This is a genomic window from Rothia sp. 18CD1-1 (assembly GCF_055285355.1).
On the sequence record NZ_JBUZLI010000001.1, the window covers coordinates 127165 to 146156 of the forward strand.

Sequence of the window (18992 nt, forward strand, 5' to 3'; positions counted from 1 at the left end):
GATCATTCTTAACCTTAAGAAAAACCAGAGCCCGACCATCCCAAAAATTCGCCAACGAAGACCACGACGAAGGATTACCCGGACACGGATCCCCACCCGTCAAAGGCTCCCAACTACTCGGACGAGACACAAAAACCACTCCTTCACGGTTTGTTTCCTAATGCAGATACCTTCATCACACTATTAAGCATCCTCAAAGAGCGGAGCGGGAGAACCCTATTGTCCATATTTATGGGGACACGGCGTGCAGGTTTACCGTGCTCACAGCGGTAGCGTGTCCCCTGTTCTGCGTTTTTGCTGGATCCGATACACGGGTTTATGACGAAATGTTACAGAAAAACCGCGGCTATCGGTATCCGGGGCCTACCCCTCCAGAAGCTCTGAGAGCTCCATCCACCGGGTCTCCAACGCCTCAATCTCGGTATCAAGATCCGTAAGATTCTGGGACAGGGCTGAAAGGCCCTGATAGTCGGCCTGGTCGTGGGCAGCCATCCGCTCAAGAAGCTCCCCCCGAGAGTCCGCCAGCTTAGCCAGCCTGCGGTCAATCCGACCTATCTCTTTTTGCATTACCCGTTCCTGGGCGCCGGATACCCCAGAACCGGTATCCCTATTCTGCGTAGCCAGGGGAGACGAAGCCCCCCCAGCACCCGCTGACTGCCCGCCCAAACCTGCCGCTGCCAGCCGCAGATACTCATCCACCCCACCGGGTAAATGCCGAAATTCGCCATCAATAACCGCATACTGCTGGTCGGTCACCCGCTCCACAAAATAGCGGTCATGCGACACCACCAGCAGGGTGCCGGGCCAGGTATCTAGCAAATCTTCCATAGCCGCCAACATGTCGGTATCAAGATCATTGGTGGGCTCATCCAAAATCAGCACATTGGGTTCATCGAGCAAAATCAGTAGCAGCTGCAAACGCCGCTTCTGCCCGCCGGAAAGATCCCGCACCGGAGTCGACAACTGGGCGCTAGAAAATCCCAGTCGCTCAAGAAGCTGCCCCGGAGTCATCTCCTTCCCGTCAACCACATAGGAAGTCTTCTGACGGCCCACCACCTCGGACACCCTGTCATTCTCAACCTCGGTCAGCTCGTCAAGCTGCTGAGTGAGCGTAGCGGTCTTCACCGTCTTGCCGCGCTTGACCCGCCCCGCAGAAGGACGCACCGCACCGGTCACCAGCCCGAGGAGGGTGGACTTTCCCGCACCGTTAACACCCAAAATACCGGTGCGCTCACCGGGTGCTATCCGCCAGGTGACATCCCTCAGTACCTGGCGGGAGTCCTCGCCAGCCCCACCGTAGGTCACCCCAACATTCTCAAGATCAACCACATCTTTACCCAGCCGGCTCACCGCCAACCGGGTAAGCCCCACAGAATCCCGCACCGGCGGCACATCGGCGATCAGCTCGTGGGCAGCCTCAACACGGAACTTGGGTTTAGACGTGCGAGCAGGGGCGCCCCTGCGCAGCCAGGCAAGCTCCTTACGCATAAGATTCTGCCGCTTGGCCTCGGCCGCAGCAGCCTGCCGGTCACGCTCAACCCGCTGCAAAACATAGGCCGCATACCCGCCCTCAAAAGGCTCCACCGTACCGTCATGCACCTCCCAGGTGCCGGTGCACACCTCATCAAGAAACCAGCGGTCATGGGTCACCACCAGCAGACCACCCGAATTTTTGTGCCAGCGCTTCTTAAGGTGGGTAGCCAACCAGTTGATCGCCTCAACATCGAGATGGTTAGTGGGCTCATCAAGCATGAGCACGTCCCAATCACCGGCAAGTAGGGCAGCAAGACCTACCCTGCGCCGCTGCCCACCCGACAGCGAGGACACCGGTGCCTCCCAGTCAAGATCGGGCACCAGACCCCGAATCACATCGCGCACCCCGGCATTGGAGGCCCACTCATAATCGGGAGTATCACCCACAATAGCCCGCCCCACCGTCAAAGAATCGTCCAGGGTATCGGCCTGGTCCAGAAAACCAATCCTGGTACCCGAACGCACCGTCACCTGCCCCGAATCGGGGCTGAGCCTTCCGGACAGTAAAGAAAGCAGGGTGGACTTGCCGTCACCGTTCCTCCCGACGATCCCGATCCGGTCCCCCTCACCGACACCAACGGTAACTCCCTCAAAAATGGGTCGGGTTGGAAATTCAAGATGCAGGTCTTCGCCGCCAAGTATATGTGCCACAGTTGACAAGGGTACCAAACCATCGTCGAGGCCCCTCCGCATACGCTCCACCCCGCCATAGGCCCCCAAAAAATTGTTAGGATAAACGGGTACCGTACAGTTTGCAGAAAAGAGTGCTGTGAGTAGCTTCAACGTGTCATCTCTGCTCGGCAACCTCGCCAGAAAACAAACGCGAATACCCTGGCACACCGGAGAACAAACACCTTCACCCGACATGCAGCCGCAGAAAAAAATCCTCTTTGTCTGCACGGGGAATATCGCCCGCAGCGCCTGCGCAAAATACCTTGCCCGCCATCTGGCAGACACAAACACCCCGTGGGTGTTTGACAGCGCCGGGACCGGGGCCGTGGTGGGAGCCCCGGTAGCCCCCCACATCGACCGAGAACTAGAAAACCGCGGCATAGACTTTCAGGATCACAGCGCCCAACAAATCACCCGGAACATGGTCGCCGAATCCGCCCTGGTGCTGGTCATGGAAAAAGAACACCTCAACTGGATCAGCCGCGAATGGCCCCAATACCGCAGCCGGGTACACCTGCTCGGGCAGATGAGCCGACTACGCCACGGCTCCGGCAGACGGGTTGACCCCGTCTCCTACCTGCGCCAGCACGACGCCGCACCCCTGACCCAGGACGAAATAGCCGACCCCTACCGCCGCGGACACACCGCAGCCCAGCAGGCCGTGGCCAGAATAGAAAAAGACCTCTCCGTGGTTGTGCCCTGGCTGGGTCGATAGGATCATGCCACCCCGTACAGGGGGTTAACAGCTGCCATAGGATTTTTGGTATTGTTTTCTTTTGGCGGGCAAAGCAGTCACGGTTTTTAAACCCGGCCGGCCCCGCAAAATAATCCGCCATGGTGTAATGGCAACACAGCGGCCTTTGAAGCCGTTATTCCAGGTTCGAGTCCTGGTGGCGGAGCTACACTAGCGTGATTGATGTTCCGGCTAGTGTCTTTCCACCGTTGAGGAGTCATCGCCTGTGACTAACGCAGTTCAAAATGTCCCATCCGCTGTTATTGTTCTAGCCGCTGGGGCTGGGACTCGCATGAAATCTTCTACCCCCAAAGTGATGCACGGTATCGGTGGCAGGTCAATGGTCGAACACGCCATCGCTGCCGCCCGAGAACTCAAACCCCGCCGGCTGGCAGTTGTGGTCAGACACCAGCGCGATAAAGTGGCTGAGCATATTGTGAACTTTGACCGGCAGGTGAGCATTGTTGACCAGGACGAAATCCCGGGTACCGGGCGCGCCGTCGAGGTGGGTCTGCTGGGGCTGGACCACGATGAGCCGGTGCGGGGGACGGTGGTGGTCACCTACGGTGACGTCCCGCTACTGCGCGCCGAAACCCTGCGTGAGCTCGTGGCCTTCCACGAAAAAGACCGCAACGCCGTAACGGTGTTGACCACCCACCTCGACAACCCCGGAGCCTACGGGCGTATCGTGCGCAACCAGGCGGGAGAGGTCACCGCCATTGTTGAGGCAAAAGACGCCAGCGCGGATCAGCTGGCGATCACAGAGATCAACTCGGGTATATACGCCTTTGACGCGGACGTGCTCAGGGACTCGCTGGCTAATGTCACTACCGACAACGCCCAGGGCGAGAAATACATTACCGACGTGCTAGAAATCGCCAGATCAGCTGGCCACCGCACCGCGGCCTTGGCCATCGAAGACCGCTGGGAGGTTGAGGGGGCAAACGACCGTGTGCAGCTTGCCCAGCTGGGGCGCAAACTCAACGACCGTCTTGTAGAAGAGCATATGCGGCGGGGGGTAACAATCGTTGACCCGCAGACCACCTGGATCGACTCGACCGTAACCATTGACAATGATGTCACGATTCTGCCCGGAACCCAGCTGAAGGGTAACACCTCGATTGCTACCGGTGCGGTGGTGGGGCCCGACTCGACCCTGGAGAACGTTGAGGTTGGCCCGGCGGCCACGATCGTGCGCACCCACGGTTCGGACTCACGGATTGAGGCGGGAGCCAGCGTGGGTCCTTTCGCCTACCTGCGGCCGGGAACCCTGCTGCGGGCTGAAGGAAAAATTGGGACCTTCGTGGAGACCAAAAATGCTGATATCGGTGCCGGTTCCAAGGTCCCCCACCTCTCCTATGTGGGGGACGCGACCATCGGTGAGAACTCCAATATTGGTGCCGCCTCTGTCTTTGTGAACTATGACGGCGTGAATAAGCACCGCTCCATTGTGGGGGACCATGTGCGCATGGGCTCGGATAACATGTATGTTGCCCCGGTTAATATTGGCGATGGCGCCTACTCGGGGGCGGGAACCGTGATCCGCGAGGATGTCCCGGCCGGTGCCCTGGCTATTAGTGAGTCTCCCCAGCGCAATATTGAGGGCTGGGTTATAAAAAATCGAGAGGGTACCGACGCGGCGAGGGCAGCGGCGGCAGCGATATCGAGCAACTCTTCGCAGGAAGGCGGAAAGTAGGTCATGGTGGATATTACTAATCCCGGCGAAAAAAAGATGGTGCTCGTTTCTGGGCGGGCGCACCCCGAACTGTCGGAGCAGATCTCCCATGAGCTCGGGTGCTGTATGCTACCGACCTCTGCCTATACCTTTGCCAACGGTGAGACCTATGTGCGGTTTGAGGACTCTGTGCGCGGTGCTGATGCTTTTGTGATCCAGTCGCATCCGGCCCCCATCAACGAGTGGCTGATGGAACAGCTCATCATGATTGACTCGCTCAAGCGGGCCTCCGCACGGTCTATCACCGTGGTGTCTCCCTTTTACCCCTACGCCCGCCAGGATAAGAAGCATAAGGGGAGGGAGCCTATTTCGGCCAGGCTGGTTTCTGACCTCTACAAGACTGCTGGCGCGGACCGGCTGATGAGCGTGGACCTGCATACCGCGCAGATCCAGGGTTTTTTTGATGGCCCGGTTGACCATCTGATGGCGATCCCCCTGCTGGCACAGCACGTCAAAGAGGTGGTTGAGGACGTCTCCAACGTGACCGTGGTTTCACCGGATACCGGCCGTGTTCGGGTGGCTGAGCAGTGGGCCGAACTGTTGGGCGGGGCGCCGCTTGCCTTTGTGCACAAGACGCGGGATATCAGTGTCCCTAACAAGGCCGTATCCAAGACGGTGGTGGGTAACATTGAGGGCCGTACCTGCGTGCTCATCGACGACATGATTGATACCGGGGGCACTATTTCCGGGGCAGTACAGGTGCTCAAAAATAATGGGGCTAAAGATGTGATTATTGCTGCTACCCACCCGGTTTTTTCTGAGCCTGCAATAGAACGTTTAGCTTCTTCGGGTGCCCGTGAAGTGGTGGTGACCAATACGCTTCCCGTTGCACCGGAGCAGCGGTTTGATCATTTGACGGTGCTTTCTATTGCCCCGCTCATTGCTCGAGCTATCAAGGAAGTTTTTGATGAGGGGTCGGTGACCAGTCTCTTTGACGGCCGATCAAATTAGAGCACTCCTTCTACCCTAGCGATAGCAGAACCCGCTCTGACAGGCGGAAATTTGGTGCTGGGTCGGTGGTGAAGAGGGGTNCGCCCGGTGATCACCGGGCGAGTCACCCCTCTTATCTGTATAATAAAAAGATCGCACTAACACATAACACTCGCAAGCCTTCGTTCGCTCACTTTTGGGGGCACGCAACACTCAATATATAGGGAAAATAGGGCCGGGCACGGCCCCTTTGGGTGTGGCCGGAGGCTAGTACTTTTAGGGGAGAAAGAAGTCGGATGCTTTCTAAAATAAAGAAGGTTCTACAGCTCATAGACTATCCTTACAGAGGAAAAATCATTTTTTCCGTTCTTGGATCAGCCTTTGTGTCTATTCTTGAGATGATCGGGGTTGCGGCCAGCTACCCCCTGTTACTGGTGGTCTCCGGAGCCGATATTCACAGCGGGGCGCCGGGCATTATTTCTTCAATTTTTAAGATCGACGATCGCGGACAGCTCATTATTGTCACCGCCCTACTGGTTGGTTTGTCCTTTGTGCTGAAGAGTATTATTTCGATGGCATTCCGCTGGTGGCAGCTGGGTTTCGTCAACCAGCTGGAGAAAACCGCGCGCACCAATCTTTTTAGGGCCTACCTGGATGTTCCTTTTCTTGAGCACCGCGCCAAGCAGATACCGGATCTACACACTAATCTGGCGGCCGCGGTGTCGCAGTCATACGGGCAGGTTATCCTCGGTACCATCACTTTTTTCTCCAATGCTTTTACCGCCCTGCTGCTGATGACCGTGATGCTGCTGGTCTCTCCACTTGCCGCCCTGGTGGCCCTGGTACTCTTTTCGGGTGCGGGCCTGCTGCTCTCCTTTTCGCTGCGTAGCAGGTTACGGAGGGTCAGCGCCGAGGCCACGGAAGCGGACCGTATTTCTTGGTACGCGTCGATACCGGCCTTTCAGGCTTTCCGCGAGATGAGGCTCTTTAACGTGGCCGCTAACTTCTCCCGCGACTACGCTACCGGTGCCACCCTGCGAGCCAGTGTCAACCGGAGGAACGGTTTCTACTCGGAGCTACCCAAGTACCTGATTGAGATCGTTTTTGTGCTCGGGGTGGCCTTCTTGGCGGTCCTGCTCTTTAACCTGTACTCGCCCGAGGAGGCTATCTCGGTCATGGGCGTGTTTACGGTTGCCGCTATGCGCATGATGCCCAGCGTAAATTCGGCTATCGCAACGGTCAACGTGGTGCGTGCCGGTAGCGTGGGGCTCGATATTCTCAGTGCCGAGGTGGACCAGCTCAACAGGAATATTCCCAACTCCCAGTTGCCCACCTCCAACACAGAATTTTCCGGTGACATTGAGATTAAAGATCTGGTGTTCGGCTACGACGACGAGTCAAAAATTCTTGACGGCATCTCCTTCAATATTGAGAGGGGCACCACCGTTGCACTGGTGGGTTCCAGCGGGTCGGGTAAGTCAACCCTGGTTGACCTGATCTTGGGCCTTCTCCCGGTTCAGGGAGGCAGTATTAGTTCTGGCGGGGTTGATATTCACTCGGATATTCGCGCCTGGCAGCACGAGATGGGTGTGGTACCCCAGAACGTGTTTATGATCCCGGGAACCTTTAGGGACAATATCGCCTTCGGTATTGACTCTGAGGACATTGACGACAGCAAGATTATCCGTGCCGCCCGGGACGCCGACCTCGGCGACCTCATCGAATCCTTCCCCCGCGGTATCTACGAGGACCTGGGCCAGGACGGCAACAGGTTGTCGGGCGGGCAGCGGCAGAGGCTGGGTATTGCGCGGGCGCTCTACCGCAACCCCAAGGTTCTGGTGCTCGACGAGGCGACCTCGGCGCTGGACAACAAGACAGAGCACCGGATCACCGAAACCATCGCTAAACTCCGGGGCAAGGTCACGACGATTGTTGTCGCCCACCGGCTATCAACCATTAAAAATAGCGATCAGATTTTCTACCTGCGCCGGGGGGAGATCGTCGGCAGGGGTACCTTTGAGGAGCTTGAAGGCATGGTTCCCGAATTTGCCGAACTCGTGAGGCTGGGGAAAATCTAATGGTCACTGTTGCCGTACTCAGCCCCATTGTCCCCGAGCACAACCCGGCCAACGCGGGCGAGAAACTGGTGTGGAACCTCTGCCGAAGCCTACGGGACCTGGGGGCCTCGGTAACGATCATTTCCGAGGGATCGCCGAGGAACCGGCTGAAAGAAACGGATTTCCCCACCGTGCTCGTGGAGGGCCGGGAGACCTTGGCAGCCTCTAGCTTGCGTAGGTTGCACCGGCCCGTGTCATCGTGGACTCCCCAGCTTGATTTTTTGGCCGCGCTGCTGCGCACGCCGGAGGCTTACCGCCGCCTCAAAACCGCCGACGTGATTGATCTCCAGTGGGCTTCAATGGTGCTGCTTGCCCCTCTGATTCGCAGGATAAACCCCACCGCGCTTCTGGTGGGGACCCTCCACGATGTCAATTCTCAGCGTTTGAGCCGCCGGGCTTCCCGGGAGCACCGCCGGGTGCGGGCGCTGATCTGGAGCCTTCAGGGGAAGCTGGCGGGCGCGCTTGAAAACTCGGTGGTGGCCGCTCTGGACCGGCTGGTGGTGCTCTCCGAGAAGGATGCCGCGCTTTTAGGGCGGCGCACCCGGAAAAACACCGGGGTGCGGGTGATCAGTCCGCCCGTCTACGATTCTTTTTTCGGCGAGCTTGAGCACGCACCCGATACCGGGGCTACCCCGACCTTCCTACTCATGGGCTCCATGTACCGGTGGGAAAACCAGGAGTCGCTGCACTGGCTGGTCAGCAGGGTCATGCCGTTGGTCTGGCAGGAGCAGCCGCGGATTCGGCTGGCGGTGGTGGGGCCGGCTCCGGAAGAGCTGATGACAGGTCTCGACCCCAGGGTGGACTACCGGGGAGTGTCCGAGACCGTCTCGGATGCTTACCGGGAGGTGTGGGCCGCACTGGTACCGCTTCGGCTGGGTGCCGGGGTTAAATTCAAAACCGTTGATGCCCTGCTTGCCGGTGTACCGGTGATAGCAACCTACGCCGGTGCAGAGGGTATCTGCCGGGTGGACTGGGTGTCCACGATAGCAGAAAGCCCGCAGGCTTTTGCGGCAGCCATGCTGGACACGGTGTCCAGCTACCCCCGGTACCGCCGGAAGGCCCTGGCCCAGCGGGCACAGGTGAGAGAAGCCTACGGTCTCGACAGATACCGTACGAGGGTGAAAGAGGTGTATGACCTATAGACGTATCTGTCGTTATCCCCGCACACAACGCCGAACCCTATCTCGCCGCACAGCTGGAAAAAATTCTTGCGGCAGACTTCCCCGGTAAGACCGAAATCCTGGTGGTGGATAACCTCAGCACAGACGGCACAGCGGCCGTTATTGAGCGTTTCTGTCGCAGGGACCCGCGGGTCCGCCGTGTAGGGGCGGCCGAAAGACCCGGGGTCAACTATGCCCGAAACACGGGCGTGCTGGCCGCCCGGTACCCGTATATTCTGGTTTTTGATGCCGACGACCTTATTGACCCCGATCTGCTCCCCGACTTTATCAATCTTTTTAGACAGGCAGATCTGCTGGGGGCCGGCCACCGGCAACTGGTCTGGGATCCCGTCACCGCAGATTACCGGCCCGGTGAGATTCGGCGTGAGGCCCCGGTGACCCCCGCACAAGAGCCCTACGCGATGGGGGCAGCCATGGGTTTCACCCGCTCGCTTTTTCTCCAGATTGGGGGGTTCGACGAATCCTATGTGGGGGGCCACGACGAGGTTGATTTTGCGGTACGCGCATACGCGGCGGGGGCAGAGTTTGGTTGGCTAGATCAACCGCTTATCAGCTACCGCCAGCGGAACAGCCTGCGGGCCAGCCTCCGCCAGAAATTTCACTATGCCCGCACCTCGGTGCAGCTGGTGCTCAACTGTGCGCCGCGTTTTGATTTTAGCCTGCCCGGTTATCGGTTATTGGTGCGCAAAGAACTTGCAGCCCTCAACCGGGTGTGCACACAGTGGACCGGTAGACACCGGCAGCACGAACTCGAGGGCCTGGCCTGGACAAGCGGCCGACTCTATGGTGCCCTACTCTACCGCCTCCTCAAGCGGCTACCGGCGAGGCAGCTGCTTGAGGAGACAGCCGGGGCCGCTGCCGGCGGAGGCCGTGCCCCGGTAAAGATTGGCTTTCTGACCTCCTGGGATATGGACGATGAATACTCCTGGTCGGGGGTCTGCTATCGGGCGGTACGTGCCCTTGAAGAGAGGTGTGAGACCCGGCGGCTGCCAATACCGCGGGTCAAAGATGCCGCCGTAGACCGCCTTCTGGCAAAACTGTTGGGTAGGCTGGGGCTGGTCTACCTGCCGAACCACGCCCTGTGTACGGCGATCAAGCGTTCGCTGGTTGCTCGCCGCCTGGTCACCACGGCGCCCCCGCAGACCCTGGTGGCGTTTGCGGCCTCCACCGAATCCCTGCTGCTACCGCGAAAACTACCGGTAGTGCAGGTCACAGATTCGTCGTTTGCGGCGGTTGCCGACACCTACTTTTCGGGCGAGCCAAAACTGTCGCGCCTGAGCCTGTGGCAGGGTAAACTTATCGACCGCTGGGCGGGGCGGCGATCGGGTATCTACAGTCTGGCCAGCAACTGGTCGAGGGAGGTGGTGCGCCGCGACCTGAATCTACCGTCGAGGACACTGATCCTTAACCCTTTCGGCCCTGGAACTCTGCCCCGATCCCTTGCGGAACCCTACCGGGGAGGGGCCCTAAAAATTATTTTTATCGGCTCCGACTGGGAGAGGAAGGGCGGTGAAGATATGCTCCGTGCGCTACACCAGGTCCGGTCCCGCCGCGATATAGAAGTCACCGTGGTGGGCCAGGAGCACCGAAAGTTACCCTGCTGGGTGAGATCGCTACCGCGTCTGAACCGAGAGCAGCTCTCCGCCGAATACGCCGACCACCACCTGCTGATCGAGCTCAGTACCGCAAGCGCCGGCGGGGTGGTGGCAACCGATGCTCTCGCACACGGGTTAGCCACCCTCGCCGCAGACACCGGTGGACTCAAAACAATCGTGAGAAGCAACGGCTGGCGGGTTCCGGTGCGGGACTGGAAAGCCGCCGCCGACCTGCTGGCCGGGCTCACCCGCCAAGACATCAGCGGTGCCCAGGCAGAAGCCCGCCGCCTGTACAGAGAAGAGATCAACTGGGAACGGTGGGCGCAGAGAATTCTCGATATGGGCTAGTGCCTAACGATAGTTTTTGAGTACCGGCTTAATCCTTTCGTCAAAAAGAATGTGGCTCTGATGCTTGAGGGAGAGCGGGTGAATGATAGTACAGAGAATCTCTGTCCACCGAATAGGGTAGGCGGCGGGGAGCCGATAGGTGTCGGTGATCGAGGCCGTTTCTTCCAGCTGATCCTGGTAGAAGGTGAGGGTGCGGTGTAGCTGAGCCATCCACTCCCGCGTGAAAGGGGAGTGGGGCTTGAACGCGAATGCTGAGGGGCCGATAAGCGCCCGGTAGTGTTTCTTGAGGGCCCTCCCCAGCTCGTAGGGCATTTCGGGGGCGTATTCCGAGGTGATCTCACGGTAGCCCACCACCCAGGTGTCGGGGCTGGAATTGATCTGATCGATCACGGGGTAGAGCTGGTGGGTGTAGGGCTTGATGTCGGTGTAGATTCCCCCGTAGTGGTGCATGGCGTAGGCGCGCAGGTAGTCGCTTTTATGCACCGGTGTGAGGTGATCGTAGGCGGGGTGGAAGGGGTGGCCTACCAGCTCGATATCTTCTCTGCCGGTAATCAGACGGATGTCGAGGTTCTTCTGCTCACGGAGCATATCCAGGGACCGCTGACGGGTGGGGGTCATATCACCGCCGGCCCAGCATATCCAGAGTATGGCCGGTGCCGGTGCCGGGCTACTGTAGGGTTCCGGGTCGGGGTGGCTCAAAAAAGTATGGGGAAAGCCGTTGTAGACGTAGGGGTGTTTGGTTTCCGCCCGCGCCCACCTCCAGTCGTTGACCCGCAAGCTGCACCTGTGAAGGGTGGTTCGTAGTTTCTTGGACACGACAAAGGCCCGGTGTTTGGCAGATTTGAGAGGCTGAAGCACTTCAGTCATTGGTCTAACTCACCTTTTGTGAAAGATTCATAACTATGGAGTGAACGCGCATACCCCTAAATAGCGGACACGCCTATAAGATATAGCTAGCCCCCGTCCACAGTCAAGCTATGCTTGACTGTGTCTGCGCAGGTCCGGTGAGCAGATCGGGGCGTTTTACCGGGTAGAAATGATTTCCTGCACACATGACAGGTAATATATAAATATTTATAGGCAAATTTTGAAAAATACTGTTTTGGTTTCTGTTCTTATCCCTTTTTACGGGGACCCAACAGACACAATGGCTCTTGTTGACCAGCTCAAATCGCAAAACCCGGCACCCGAGACCGAGGGCCCTGCGGCGGTTGAGATCATTGTTTCTGATGACTGCTCACCGCAGCCTTTTCCCGCCGTCGAGGGTGTCAGGGTCGTCCGGCGGAGCGAAAACGGCGGATTCGGGGCAAACGTCAATAGCGCCGCAGCCCTGGCGCGCGGAGAGTGGCTTTTTATTCTCAATTCGGATGTGAGTATAGAACCGGATTTTGTGCAGAAAACAGTACGCCGGGCAGAGGCTCTGGGCGACGTGCTCTTCAGCCCGCAGGTCGTGGGCCACGACGGCACCAGCCAGTACGTGGGAAGAAAATTTCCCACCACCTTCCACCTGGTGTGGGAGTGGCTCACTCCGCTGGCCCGAATACGACACACCCGGCTCTGGCACACCCTGGTGGGGCACGACACCCGCTGCGTGAGCGGGGTAACCCGCCGGGTGGACTGGGTGATGGGGGCCTGCATGGTGGTGCGCCGCGAAACGTTTCAGCGTGCGGGCGGTATGGACGAGCGTTTCTTTATGAACAGCGAAGAGGTCGACCTGCAACGTCGGCTCCGCGACCTCGGTGTTGCGCGGGTTTTTGCCGGTGCACTCACCGTTGAACATGCCGGCGGGGCCTCCTCGGGGGCCGGTTTGCAGAGGCGGCAGTGGGTGCTTGACTCCCGCTTTATCTACGCCCGCAAATGGAAAGAAATGGGCCGGCTCGCCCCGTGGCTCAGAGCGGCCACCCACGTCAATTACGCCTTCAACAGGGTGCGGGCTTTGCGCAACCGGCAGGTTGATGCCGCGGCAACCAAAGAAACTGAACTTTCTCTCATTGAGCGGGCAGAGAAGAAGGGGCGGGAATGAAAAACCGAAAACTTTTGATTATTAGTCCGGCTTTTCACGGCTACTGCTACTCGATAGCGGACGGGTTCCGGATGCTGGGCTACAGCGTGGTGGTTCACCGCTACGACGCTTTTGACGATTTTGCCTCCAAGGTCCGTAACAAGGCCCTCCACGAGCTCCCCGCAAAAATTGGATTAGACTGTGGGCGTGCAGCAGAGAAACGCGCCACCGGTAAAGCTATCTCGGTGCTGGAGGAGGTCAAACCTGACCGTCTTATCGTGATTAAGGCAGATACCCTGGGGGAGAGTTTCTGGGAGCGTGTTCGAGAGATGTCCATCCCCTATATGCTCTGGCTCTATGACGATCTCAAGCGGCACCGCTACACCGATGCCTTCCTGAGGGAGGTTCCCGCGGTACTCAGCTACGCACGCAGCGAGGCGGAGCAGCTTTCTCAGCGCGGCGCTAACGCCCATTTTATTCCCAACGGCTACGACCCCAAACTTGCTAGTCTTCCCGCTACGCGCACACAGGAGATCGTTTTTGTGGGTTCCCGCTACGATAACCGGGTGGATATGATGATCCGGCTCAAAGATGCCGGGGTGCCGGTGCGGGTCTACGGGCGCGGCTGGTCCCACCACCCCTATGACAGGTTGCGCACCTGGGAGTGGAGTCGCCCGGATTTGCCCGCGGAGAGGGATATTTCCCTGACCGATGCCTACCGGGTGCAGGCCGCAGCGGCCGGGGCCCTGAATATCCACGGCTTACAGGCGGGCCTTGCCATGCGTACCTTTGAAGTGCCGGGGATGAGCGGGCTACAGCTGATTGATCGTCCCGATGTCGAGGAATTCTACGAGGTGGGGAGTGAAGTTCTCCTCTACCGGTCGGTGGAGGAGCTGGTGGATCTGTGCCGGAAGATTATTGCTGATGCGCGCTGGAGCACGGCGATACGGGAGGCCGGCAGAAAACGCAGTCTAGCCGAGCACACCTTCTTTCACCGGGCGCAGAAAATGGACCGGCTATGGGCCTAAAATTTCCCGATAACCTTGACGACTGGCGGGCCTGGGCTCAGCGGCAGAATCTTCCCCGCTACCTTAAAAACCGTGTGCTACCGGGCGCCCGGCGTCCGGTGCAGCGGTTGGTGCTGGTGTCCAAAGATCGAAGGAGTCCCCGGGTTCTGGTTGCTCTTGAGGCGATGACCCCCACCCAGCGGCAGGCCCTACTGGTTCCGGGGGACTATCTTGCCGCCGCGGGGCTACCGGTTGCTGTTCTCGCCCCCGCTGAGCACCGGGATTGTTTGGTCGAACAGGGGTATGGACTGGTGGCTGAGTTCGCGGGAGACGACCGCGTGCCGGCTCATTTGCACGGGGTGGGGCAGGTTATCTCCACGGGCAACTATCTTCCGGTAGGTGATTGGGCCTACCGGCAGGCGCAGACCCGGGGCTGGGACTACAACCTGGTGCAGCACGGACTCAACACCCCCTTTGTGCCCCCTCTACCCCGGGGGTCCCGACTCTTTGCCTTTAGCGAGCAGGATGCCGCGTTCTGGATATCTCACCGTACCGATATCGAATACGAAACGGTCGGGTCACAGATTTTCTACCGGGCCCAGCAGCGGGCCGGTTTAAAACCGCACAGTATTGAAAAAACACCGATATTTTTAGGGCAAATGCACGGGGCTGAACTGTCGCGTATCAGTTTTGCTCGTGCATCATATCAATTCAGTAAAAATCACTCTGCCATATATCGTCCCCACCCTGCAGAAAAGGATAAACTATCTACTATGACCCACAGCTTGTGGGCCAAAAAGGGTATAAGGATCGATCGTAGCGGTACACCGTTGAACCAGATAAACAACCCCGTTGTGTCTATCTTCTCCACCGGTGTGCTAGAAGCTGCAATCCGCGGACTACCGGCATGGGCTTACCACCCCAACCCGCCCGCATGGTTGGTTGAGTTCTGGGACCGATACGGAATGAGTCGGTGGGGAAGTGACCCCACTTTGGCACCGGCTCAACCCGAGATTGAACCTGCCCAACGTATTGCCCACGTTATTGCAACACACCTGGAGACATAGTGCGCATTCTGTGCGTTATTCCGGTTCGCGGTGGTTCCAAAGGAATACCCCGCAAGAACCTCAGACCCATTGCCGGAAAACCGCTTGTTGCCTGGACCATCGGTCGGGCACTGGAAGCCAAAAAAGAACTGGCGCCGGAGCACGTGCTCGACGTCCTGGTCTCCACCGATGACCCGGATCTCGCAGAAACCGCCCGTACCTACGGTGCCGAGGTACCCTTTATTCGGCCCGCGCACCTCGCGGAAGACACCGCCGCGACCGAGCCGGTTATCGAGCACGCCATTGAGTTCATGAGCGGGGTCGGGAGGAGACCGCAGGCGGTCATGCTTTTGCAGGCAACCAGCCCGGTGAGATTACCCGGCACCCTGGCCCGGGCTGTTCGACAGTTTGCCGGCTCAGATGCGGATTCTCTGGTGGGTGTTGTTCCCATCGGCCCCTTTATCTGGGCGGCTACAGATCCCCCCACCGCCCAGTACGAGGTGGATGCGCGGCCGCGGCGGCAGGAACTGACCCGAGAAACCTACCGTTACCGCGAAAACGGCTCCGTATACATCACGGCAACAGAGATATACGAGCGCTACCACAACCGGCTTGCCGGAAAAATAGAGCTCTTTATACTCAGCGAACTGGAGGGGGTCGATATAGACGCCATGATCGATTTTTCGGTTGCTGAGCATCAGCTCCAAGAAGTTTTGAAGAAGGAAAGCGAATACCCCCATGATCATTGAACGGAATATCGTTTCCTACGTGGTTTTTTCTGAGGACCCGGTGCTGAACGCCCTCCAGAAGATCACGGCAAACGGGCAGCGCATTATCTTTGTGGTTAACGAGTCGGGAATCCTGCAGGGGTCACTCTCCGACGGTGACTTTCGGCGCTGGCTACTGGCGCACCCCGCGGCTTCCCTGGACACCGCAACCATCGAGGTGGCCAACAGGCAGGTGCGTAGCTTTCCCGTGGGGACCGCGGCTGACGAGTTGAGCGGGGAGTTTGCCCGGGGCATTTCGCATCTTCCGCTGGTTGATGAACGCGGGCACCTGATCGCTATTGCCATGAACCAGCAGGACGTTTTGCGTATTGGCAGGCACGAAATTGCCGAGGATAAGCCCGCTTTTATTATCGCCGAGATTGGCAACAACCACCAGGGCGATGTTGACCTGGCCAAGAGGCTGGTTGACCTGGCGGTTGAGGCGGGGGCCGATGCCGTCAAGTTCCAGCTCAGAGATATGGAGGCCCTCTACCGGCAGAAGGGTGCTGTCTCTGCCGGGGAAGACCTGGGGGTGCAGTACACCCTCGATTTGCTGTCGCGTTTCTCTTTCACGGTGGAGCGTATGTATGAGGTTTTTGACCACGTTAAGCAGCACGATATGGATATTTTGTGCACGCCCTGGGATTCGCCCTCGGTGCAGGCGCTGGTTGACTACGGTATTGCGGGTATGAAAATTGCTTCTGCCGACCTCACCAATCACGAGTTGCTGCGCGATGTTGCCTCCCGCGGACTACCCATGCTGGTGTCGACCGGTATGAGCCGCGAGGAAGAAATTCGGGAGTCGGTGAAACTGCTCCAGAATCGGGGGGCTTCGTATGCTCTTTTGCAGTGCCAGTCAACCTATCCCGCGCCCTTTAAAGACGTGAATCTTGCCTATATGGATAGGCTAGCTGAGATCGGTTCATGCCCGGTGGGTTACTCGGGGCACGAGCGCGGTTACCATGTGCCTCTCGCCGCGGTTGCCCGGGAGGCCAAGATTATCGAAAAGCATTTTACCGTCGATAAAACACTGGAGGGCAACGACCATACGGTGTCTCTTCTGCCCGACGAGTTCAGGTCCATGGTTACCCAGATCCGGGAGGTGGAAGAAGCTATCGGTTCGGCAGCTCCCCGCCGGGTGTCCACCGGTGAGATGATGAACCGGGTGAACCTGGCAAAATCGCTGGTGGCCACCCGCACCATAGCCGCCGGTGAGACGGTGCGCGAGTCAGATGTTGCGGTTAAGTCTCCGGGCAGGGGGCTTCAACCCAACTACCTGCCGCAGCTGCTGGGCCGTACTATGCGGCGAGAGATTGAAGAGGGCGGTTTCTTTTTTGAGGGGGACCTTAAAGACAGTGCGGTAACCCGCCGGAATTTCGCCTTTGACCGCCCCTGGGGTCTACCCGTGCGCTACCACGACTACGAGCCGCTGATCGAGGAGTCCCACCCCGATTTTTTGGAGTTCCATTTTTCGTATAAAGACCTTGAAATAAACATTGATGAGGTTTTTGAGAAAAAGCTGCCCATGGGTTTCACCACCCATCTGCCCGACCTGTTTGCCGGTGATTTTTTGGTTGACCTTGCCTCCGACGATCCCCGGGTGTGGGAGCGCTCCATCGCCGAGGTGCAGCGGACCATTGATATTACCCGCGATCTCACCCGCTACTTCACCCTGGACGACGACCCGGTCATGGTGGTGACCATGGGTGGTTTCACCGAAGACGGACATATCAGCCCCGCCGCCCGCGCCGATAAATATGAGCGTATCGGTGAGGCGTTGGGCAAGCTGGATTCTTCCGGGGTGAGGCTGGCGGCCCAAACCCTGCCACCCTACCCCTGGCTGATGGGCGGGCAACAGTACCACAACCTTTTCCTTGACCCCCACGACACCGCCGATTTCTCCGACACCTTTGAGACCCGCCTGTGCCTTGACGTATCCCATACCGTACTTGCCGCCAACTTCTTGCAGATTCCGCTCTCCGAAGCGGTGGAGGTGTTGGCGCCCCGCTCAATCCACCTGCACCTGGTCGACGGTGTGGGCGTTGACGGCGAAGGAGTGCAGATAGGCGAGGGGGATATCGACTGGGCGGCCCTGGGCAAACAGCTACGCCGGCTCAGCCCCGGTACCTCCTTTATTCCCGAAATTTGGCAGGGGCACATTAATAACGGTGAGGGCTTCTTTACCGCGCTCGATCGGCTAGAAAAATGGCTGTAGATTCACAGCTGCCGCTGGCCCTCTGGGTGGTGCCGGTTGCCGAGTTCGGCGGGGTAGCCAGGCACGTATACGATGTTGCCGCTGCCGGTTTGCCCGGTTTTCGTCTGGCTATTCTACTGCCCGAGGGAGAGCTCTCGCGCCGGCTTGGCTCCCTCGCCAGGGTGCTGACCGCCGATTTCGGTACCGAAGCCGGGTTTGCCGCCTCTTTTTCCACCCTCAAAAGGGTGATCTCTGAACTGCGCCCGGTAGTGGTGCACAGTCACCTTGCCTACGCCGATACCGTGGCGGCGGCCGTGGTGACAGCCTTGCGGGTGGGTCACCGCCTGAACCCCGGGGTGCACCTTCCCCTGCTGGCCAGTACCGAACACGGTATTGCCGGTGTGAGCGGCATCTACCACGGATCGGAGCTGAAAGCGCGGGGGCGGAAGCTACTCCATCGACTGCGGTTGCGGGTGACCGATCGCGCTATAGCGGTGTCGGCCTCCACCGCCGAGCAAATGCGTAAGAAGTGGGGTGCCCGGCGGGTTGAAATTATTCGTAACGGTGTTGATAGTCAGCGGATAGCCAGCCTCGTGCACCGTGACCGGGTACCCGCTCACGGTGGCCCCCGGATTCTGTCCCTCTCCCGTCTGGCCCCAGAGAAGGGGCTGCCGCTCTTGCTTGAAGCCTTTGCCAGGGTACGGGAGACCTACCCGCAGGCGCACCTGGAACTTGCCGGTTCAGGTCCCCTGCTGAGGGAGCTCCGGGAGCAGGCTGCGGGGCTGGGACTGGACGATTCGGTCTCTTTTCCCGGATTCGTTGATCCGCTTGAGGCGATGGGCAGAAATGATTTTGTGGTGCAGCTCTCCCTCTGGGAGAACCTGTCCTATACGCTGCTCGATGCTAAGGCTGTGCCGCTGCGGGTGGTGGCAACCGATGTGGGGGGTAACCGCGAGATCGTGGCGGACCGGGAGCTGGTGGCCGCGGCTGCCGGGAAAGCCGGCGCCCGTGACGTTGCCCGGCGGATAGTGCAACTGTGGGAGCAGCCTGTTGCCCCGGGGAAGCCGATCCCTTCGGTTGAACATATGGTGAGAGAAATTGTTGCCTGCTACGGGAGAGGGATGAGGTAGCT

14 protein-coding genes and 1 tRNA gene are annotated in these 18992 nt (G+C 59.0%); 13 read left to right on the forward strand and 2 right to left on the reverse strand.

Translation table 11 applies throughout. The features are described from left to right. Positions 1-363: 363 nt before the first annotated feature. The gene (locus ACS1BR_RS00650) at positions 364-2184 is read right to left on the reverse strand and encodes an ABC-F family ATP-binding cassette domain-containing protein (protein WP_463559479.1); all 1821 of its coding nucleotides are present in this window, start codon (positions 2182-2184) and stop codon (positions 364-366) included. Positions 2185-2302: 118 nt separating this feature from the next. Between ACS1BR_RS00650 and ACS1BR_RS00655 the strand changes: the two genes are divergently transcribed. From ACS1BR_RS00655 to ACS1BR_RS00685, 7 genes are all read left to right on the forward strand, one after another. Then, a complete protein-coding gene (locus ACS1BR_RS00655; RefSeq protein ID WP_463559480.1) occupies positions 2303-2920 on the forward strand; it encodes an arsenate reductase/protein-tyrosine-phosphatase family protein in 618 nt (205 codons plus the stop codon). A gap of 113 nt (positions 2921-3033) precedes the next feature. After that, a tRNA-Gln gene (locus tag ACS1BR_RS00660) sits at positions 3034-3104 on the forward strand. A 60-nt stretch (positions 3105-3164) separates the two neighbouring features. Then, a complete protein-coding gene (gene glmU / locus ACS1BR_RS00665; protein WP_463559481.1) occupies positions 3165-4634 on the forward strand; it encodes a bifunctional UDP-N-acetylglucosamine diphosphorylase/glucosamine-1-phosphate N-acetyltransferase GlmU in 1470 nt (489 codons plus the stop codon). A 3-nt stretch (positions 4635-4637) separates the two neighbouring features. After that, positions 4638-5624: a ribose-phosphate diphosphokinase gene (locus tag ACS1BR_RS00670; protein WP_463559482.1), complete on the forward strand. Its 987-nt coding sequence runs from the start codon at positions 4638-4640 to the stop codon at positions 5622-5624. A 275-nt stretch (positions 5625-5899) separates the two neighbouring features. Next, on the forward strand, positions 5900-7681 hold the full coding sequence (locus ACS1BR_RS00675; protein ID WP_463559483.1) for an ABC transporter ATP-binding protein: 1782 nt from the start codon (positions 5900-5902) through the stop codon (positions 7679-7681). Continuing rightward, positions 7681-8862, forward strand: a complete 1182-nt coding sequence (locus ACS1BR_RS00680; RefSeq protein WP_463559484.1) for a glycosyltransferase family 4 protein — start codon at positions 7681-7683, stop codon at positions 8860-8862. The genes ACS1BR_RS00675 and ACS1BR_RS00680 overlap by 1 nt, the downstream gene beginning before the upstream one ends. Before the next feature lie 14 nt (positions 8863-8876). Next, the gene (locus ACS1BR_RS00685) at positions 8877-10844 is read left to right on the forward strand and encodes a glycosyltransferase (RefSeq protein WP_463559735.1); all 1968 of its coding nucleotides are present in this window, start codon (positions 8877-8879) and stop codon (positions 10842-10844) included. Between the two features lie 3 nt (positions 10845-10847). Here ACS1BR_RS00685 and ACS1BR_RS00690 read toward each other — a convergent pair whose 3' ends face one another. Continuing rightward, positions 10848-11711 carry a glycosyltransferase gene (locus ACS1BR_RS00690; protein WP_463559485.1) on the reverse strand — a complete coding sequence of 288 codons (864 nt, stop codon included), beginning with the start codon at positions 11709-11711 and terminating at the stop codon, positions 10848-10850. A gap of 235 nt (positions 11712-11946) precedes the next feature. Between ACS1BR_RS00690 and ACS1BR_RS00695 the strand changes: the two genes are divergently transcribed. From ACS1BR_RS00695 to ACS1BR_RS00720, 6 genes are read left to right on the forward strand one after another with little or no spacing between them, the layout of a single operon-like run. Beyond that, entirely contained in the window at positions 11947-12867 is a 921-nt protein-coding gene (locus ACS1BR_RS00695) for a glycosyltransferase family 2 protein (RefSeq protein ID WP_463559486.1), read from the forward strand. Then, entirely contained in the window at positions 12864-13874 is a 1011-nt protein-coding gene (locus ACS1BR_RS00700) for a CgeB family protein (RefSeq protein ID WP_463559487.1), read from the forward strand. The genes ACS1BR_RS00695 and ACS1BR_RS00700 overlap by 4 nt, the downstream gene beginning before the upstream one ends. Continuing rightward, positions 13865-14920, forward strand: a complete 1056-nt coding sequence (locus tag ACS1BR_RS00705) for an RNA-binding protein (RefSeq protein ID WP_463559488.1) — start codon at positions 13865-13867, stop codon at positions 14918-14920. Before ACS1BR_RS00700 ends, ACS1BR_RS00705 begins: the two co-directional genes overlap by 10 nt. Then, positions 14920-15648: an acylneuraminate cytidylyltransferase family protein gene (locus ACS1BR_RS00710; RefSeq protein ID WP_463559489.1), complete on the forward strand. Its 729-nt coding sequence runs from the start codon at positions 14920-14922 to the stop codon at positions 15646-15648. Before ACS1BR_RS00705 ends, ACS1BR_RS00710 begins: the two co-directional genes overlap by 1 nt. Continuing rightward, positions 15638-17881: an N-acetylneuraminate synthase family protein gene (locus ACS1BR_RS00715; protein ID WP_463559490.1), complete on the forward strand. Its 2244-nt coding sequence runs from the start codon at positions 15638-15640 to the stop codon at positions 17879-17881. The genes ACS1BR_RS00710 and ACS1BR_RS00715 overlap by 11 nt, the downstream gene beginning before the upstream one ends. Then, the gene (locus tag ACS1BR_RS00720; protein WP_463559491.1) at positions 17872-18990 is read left to right on the forward strand and encodes a glycosyltransferase; all 1119 of its coding nucleotides are present in this window, start codon (positions 17872-17874) and stop codon (positions 18988-18990) included. Before ACS1BR_RS00715 ends, ACS1BR_RS00720 begins: the two co-directional genes overlap by 10 nt. Positions 18991-18992: the final 2 nt, after the last annotated feature.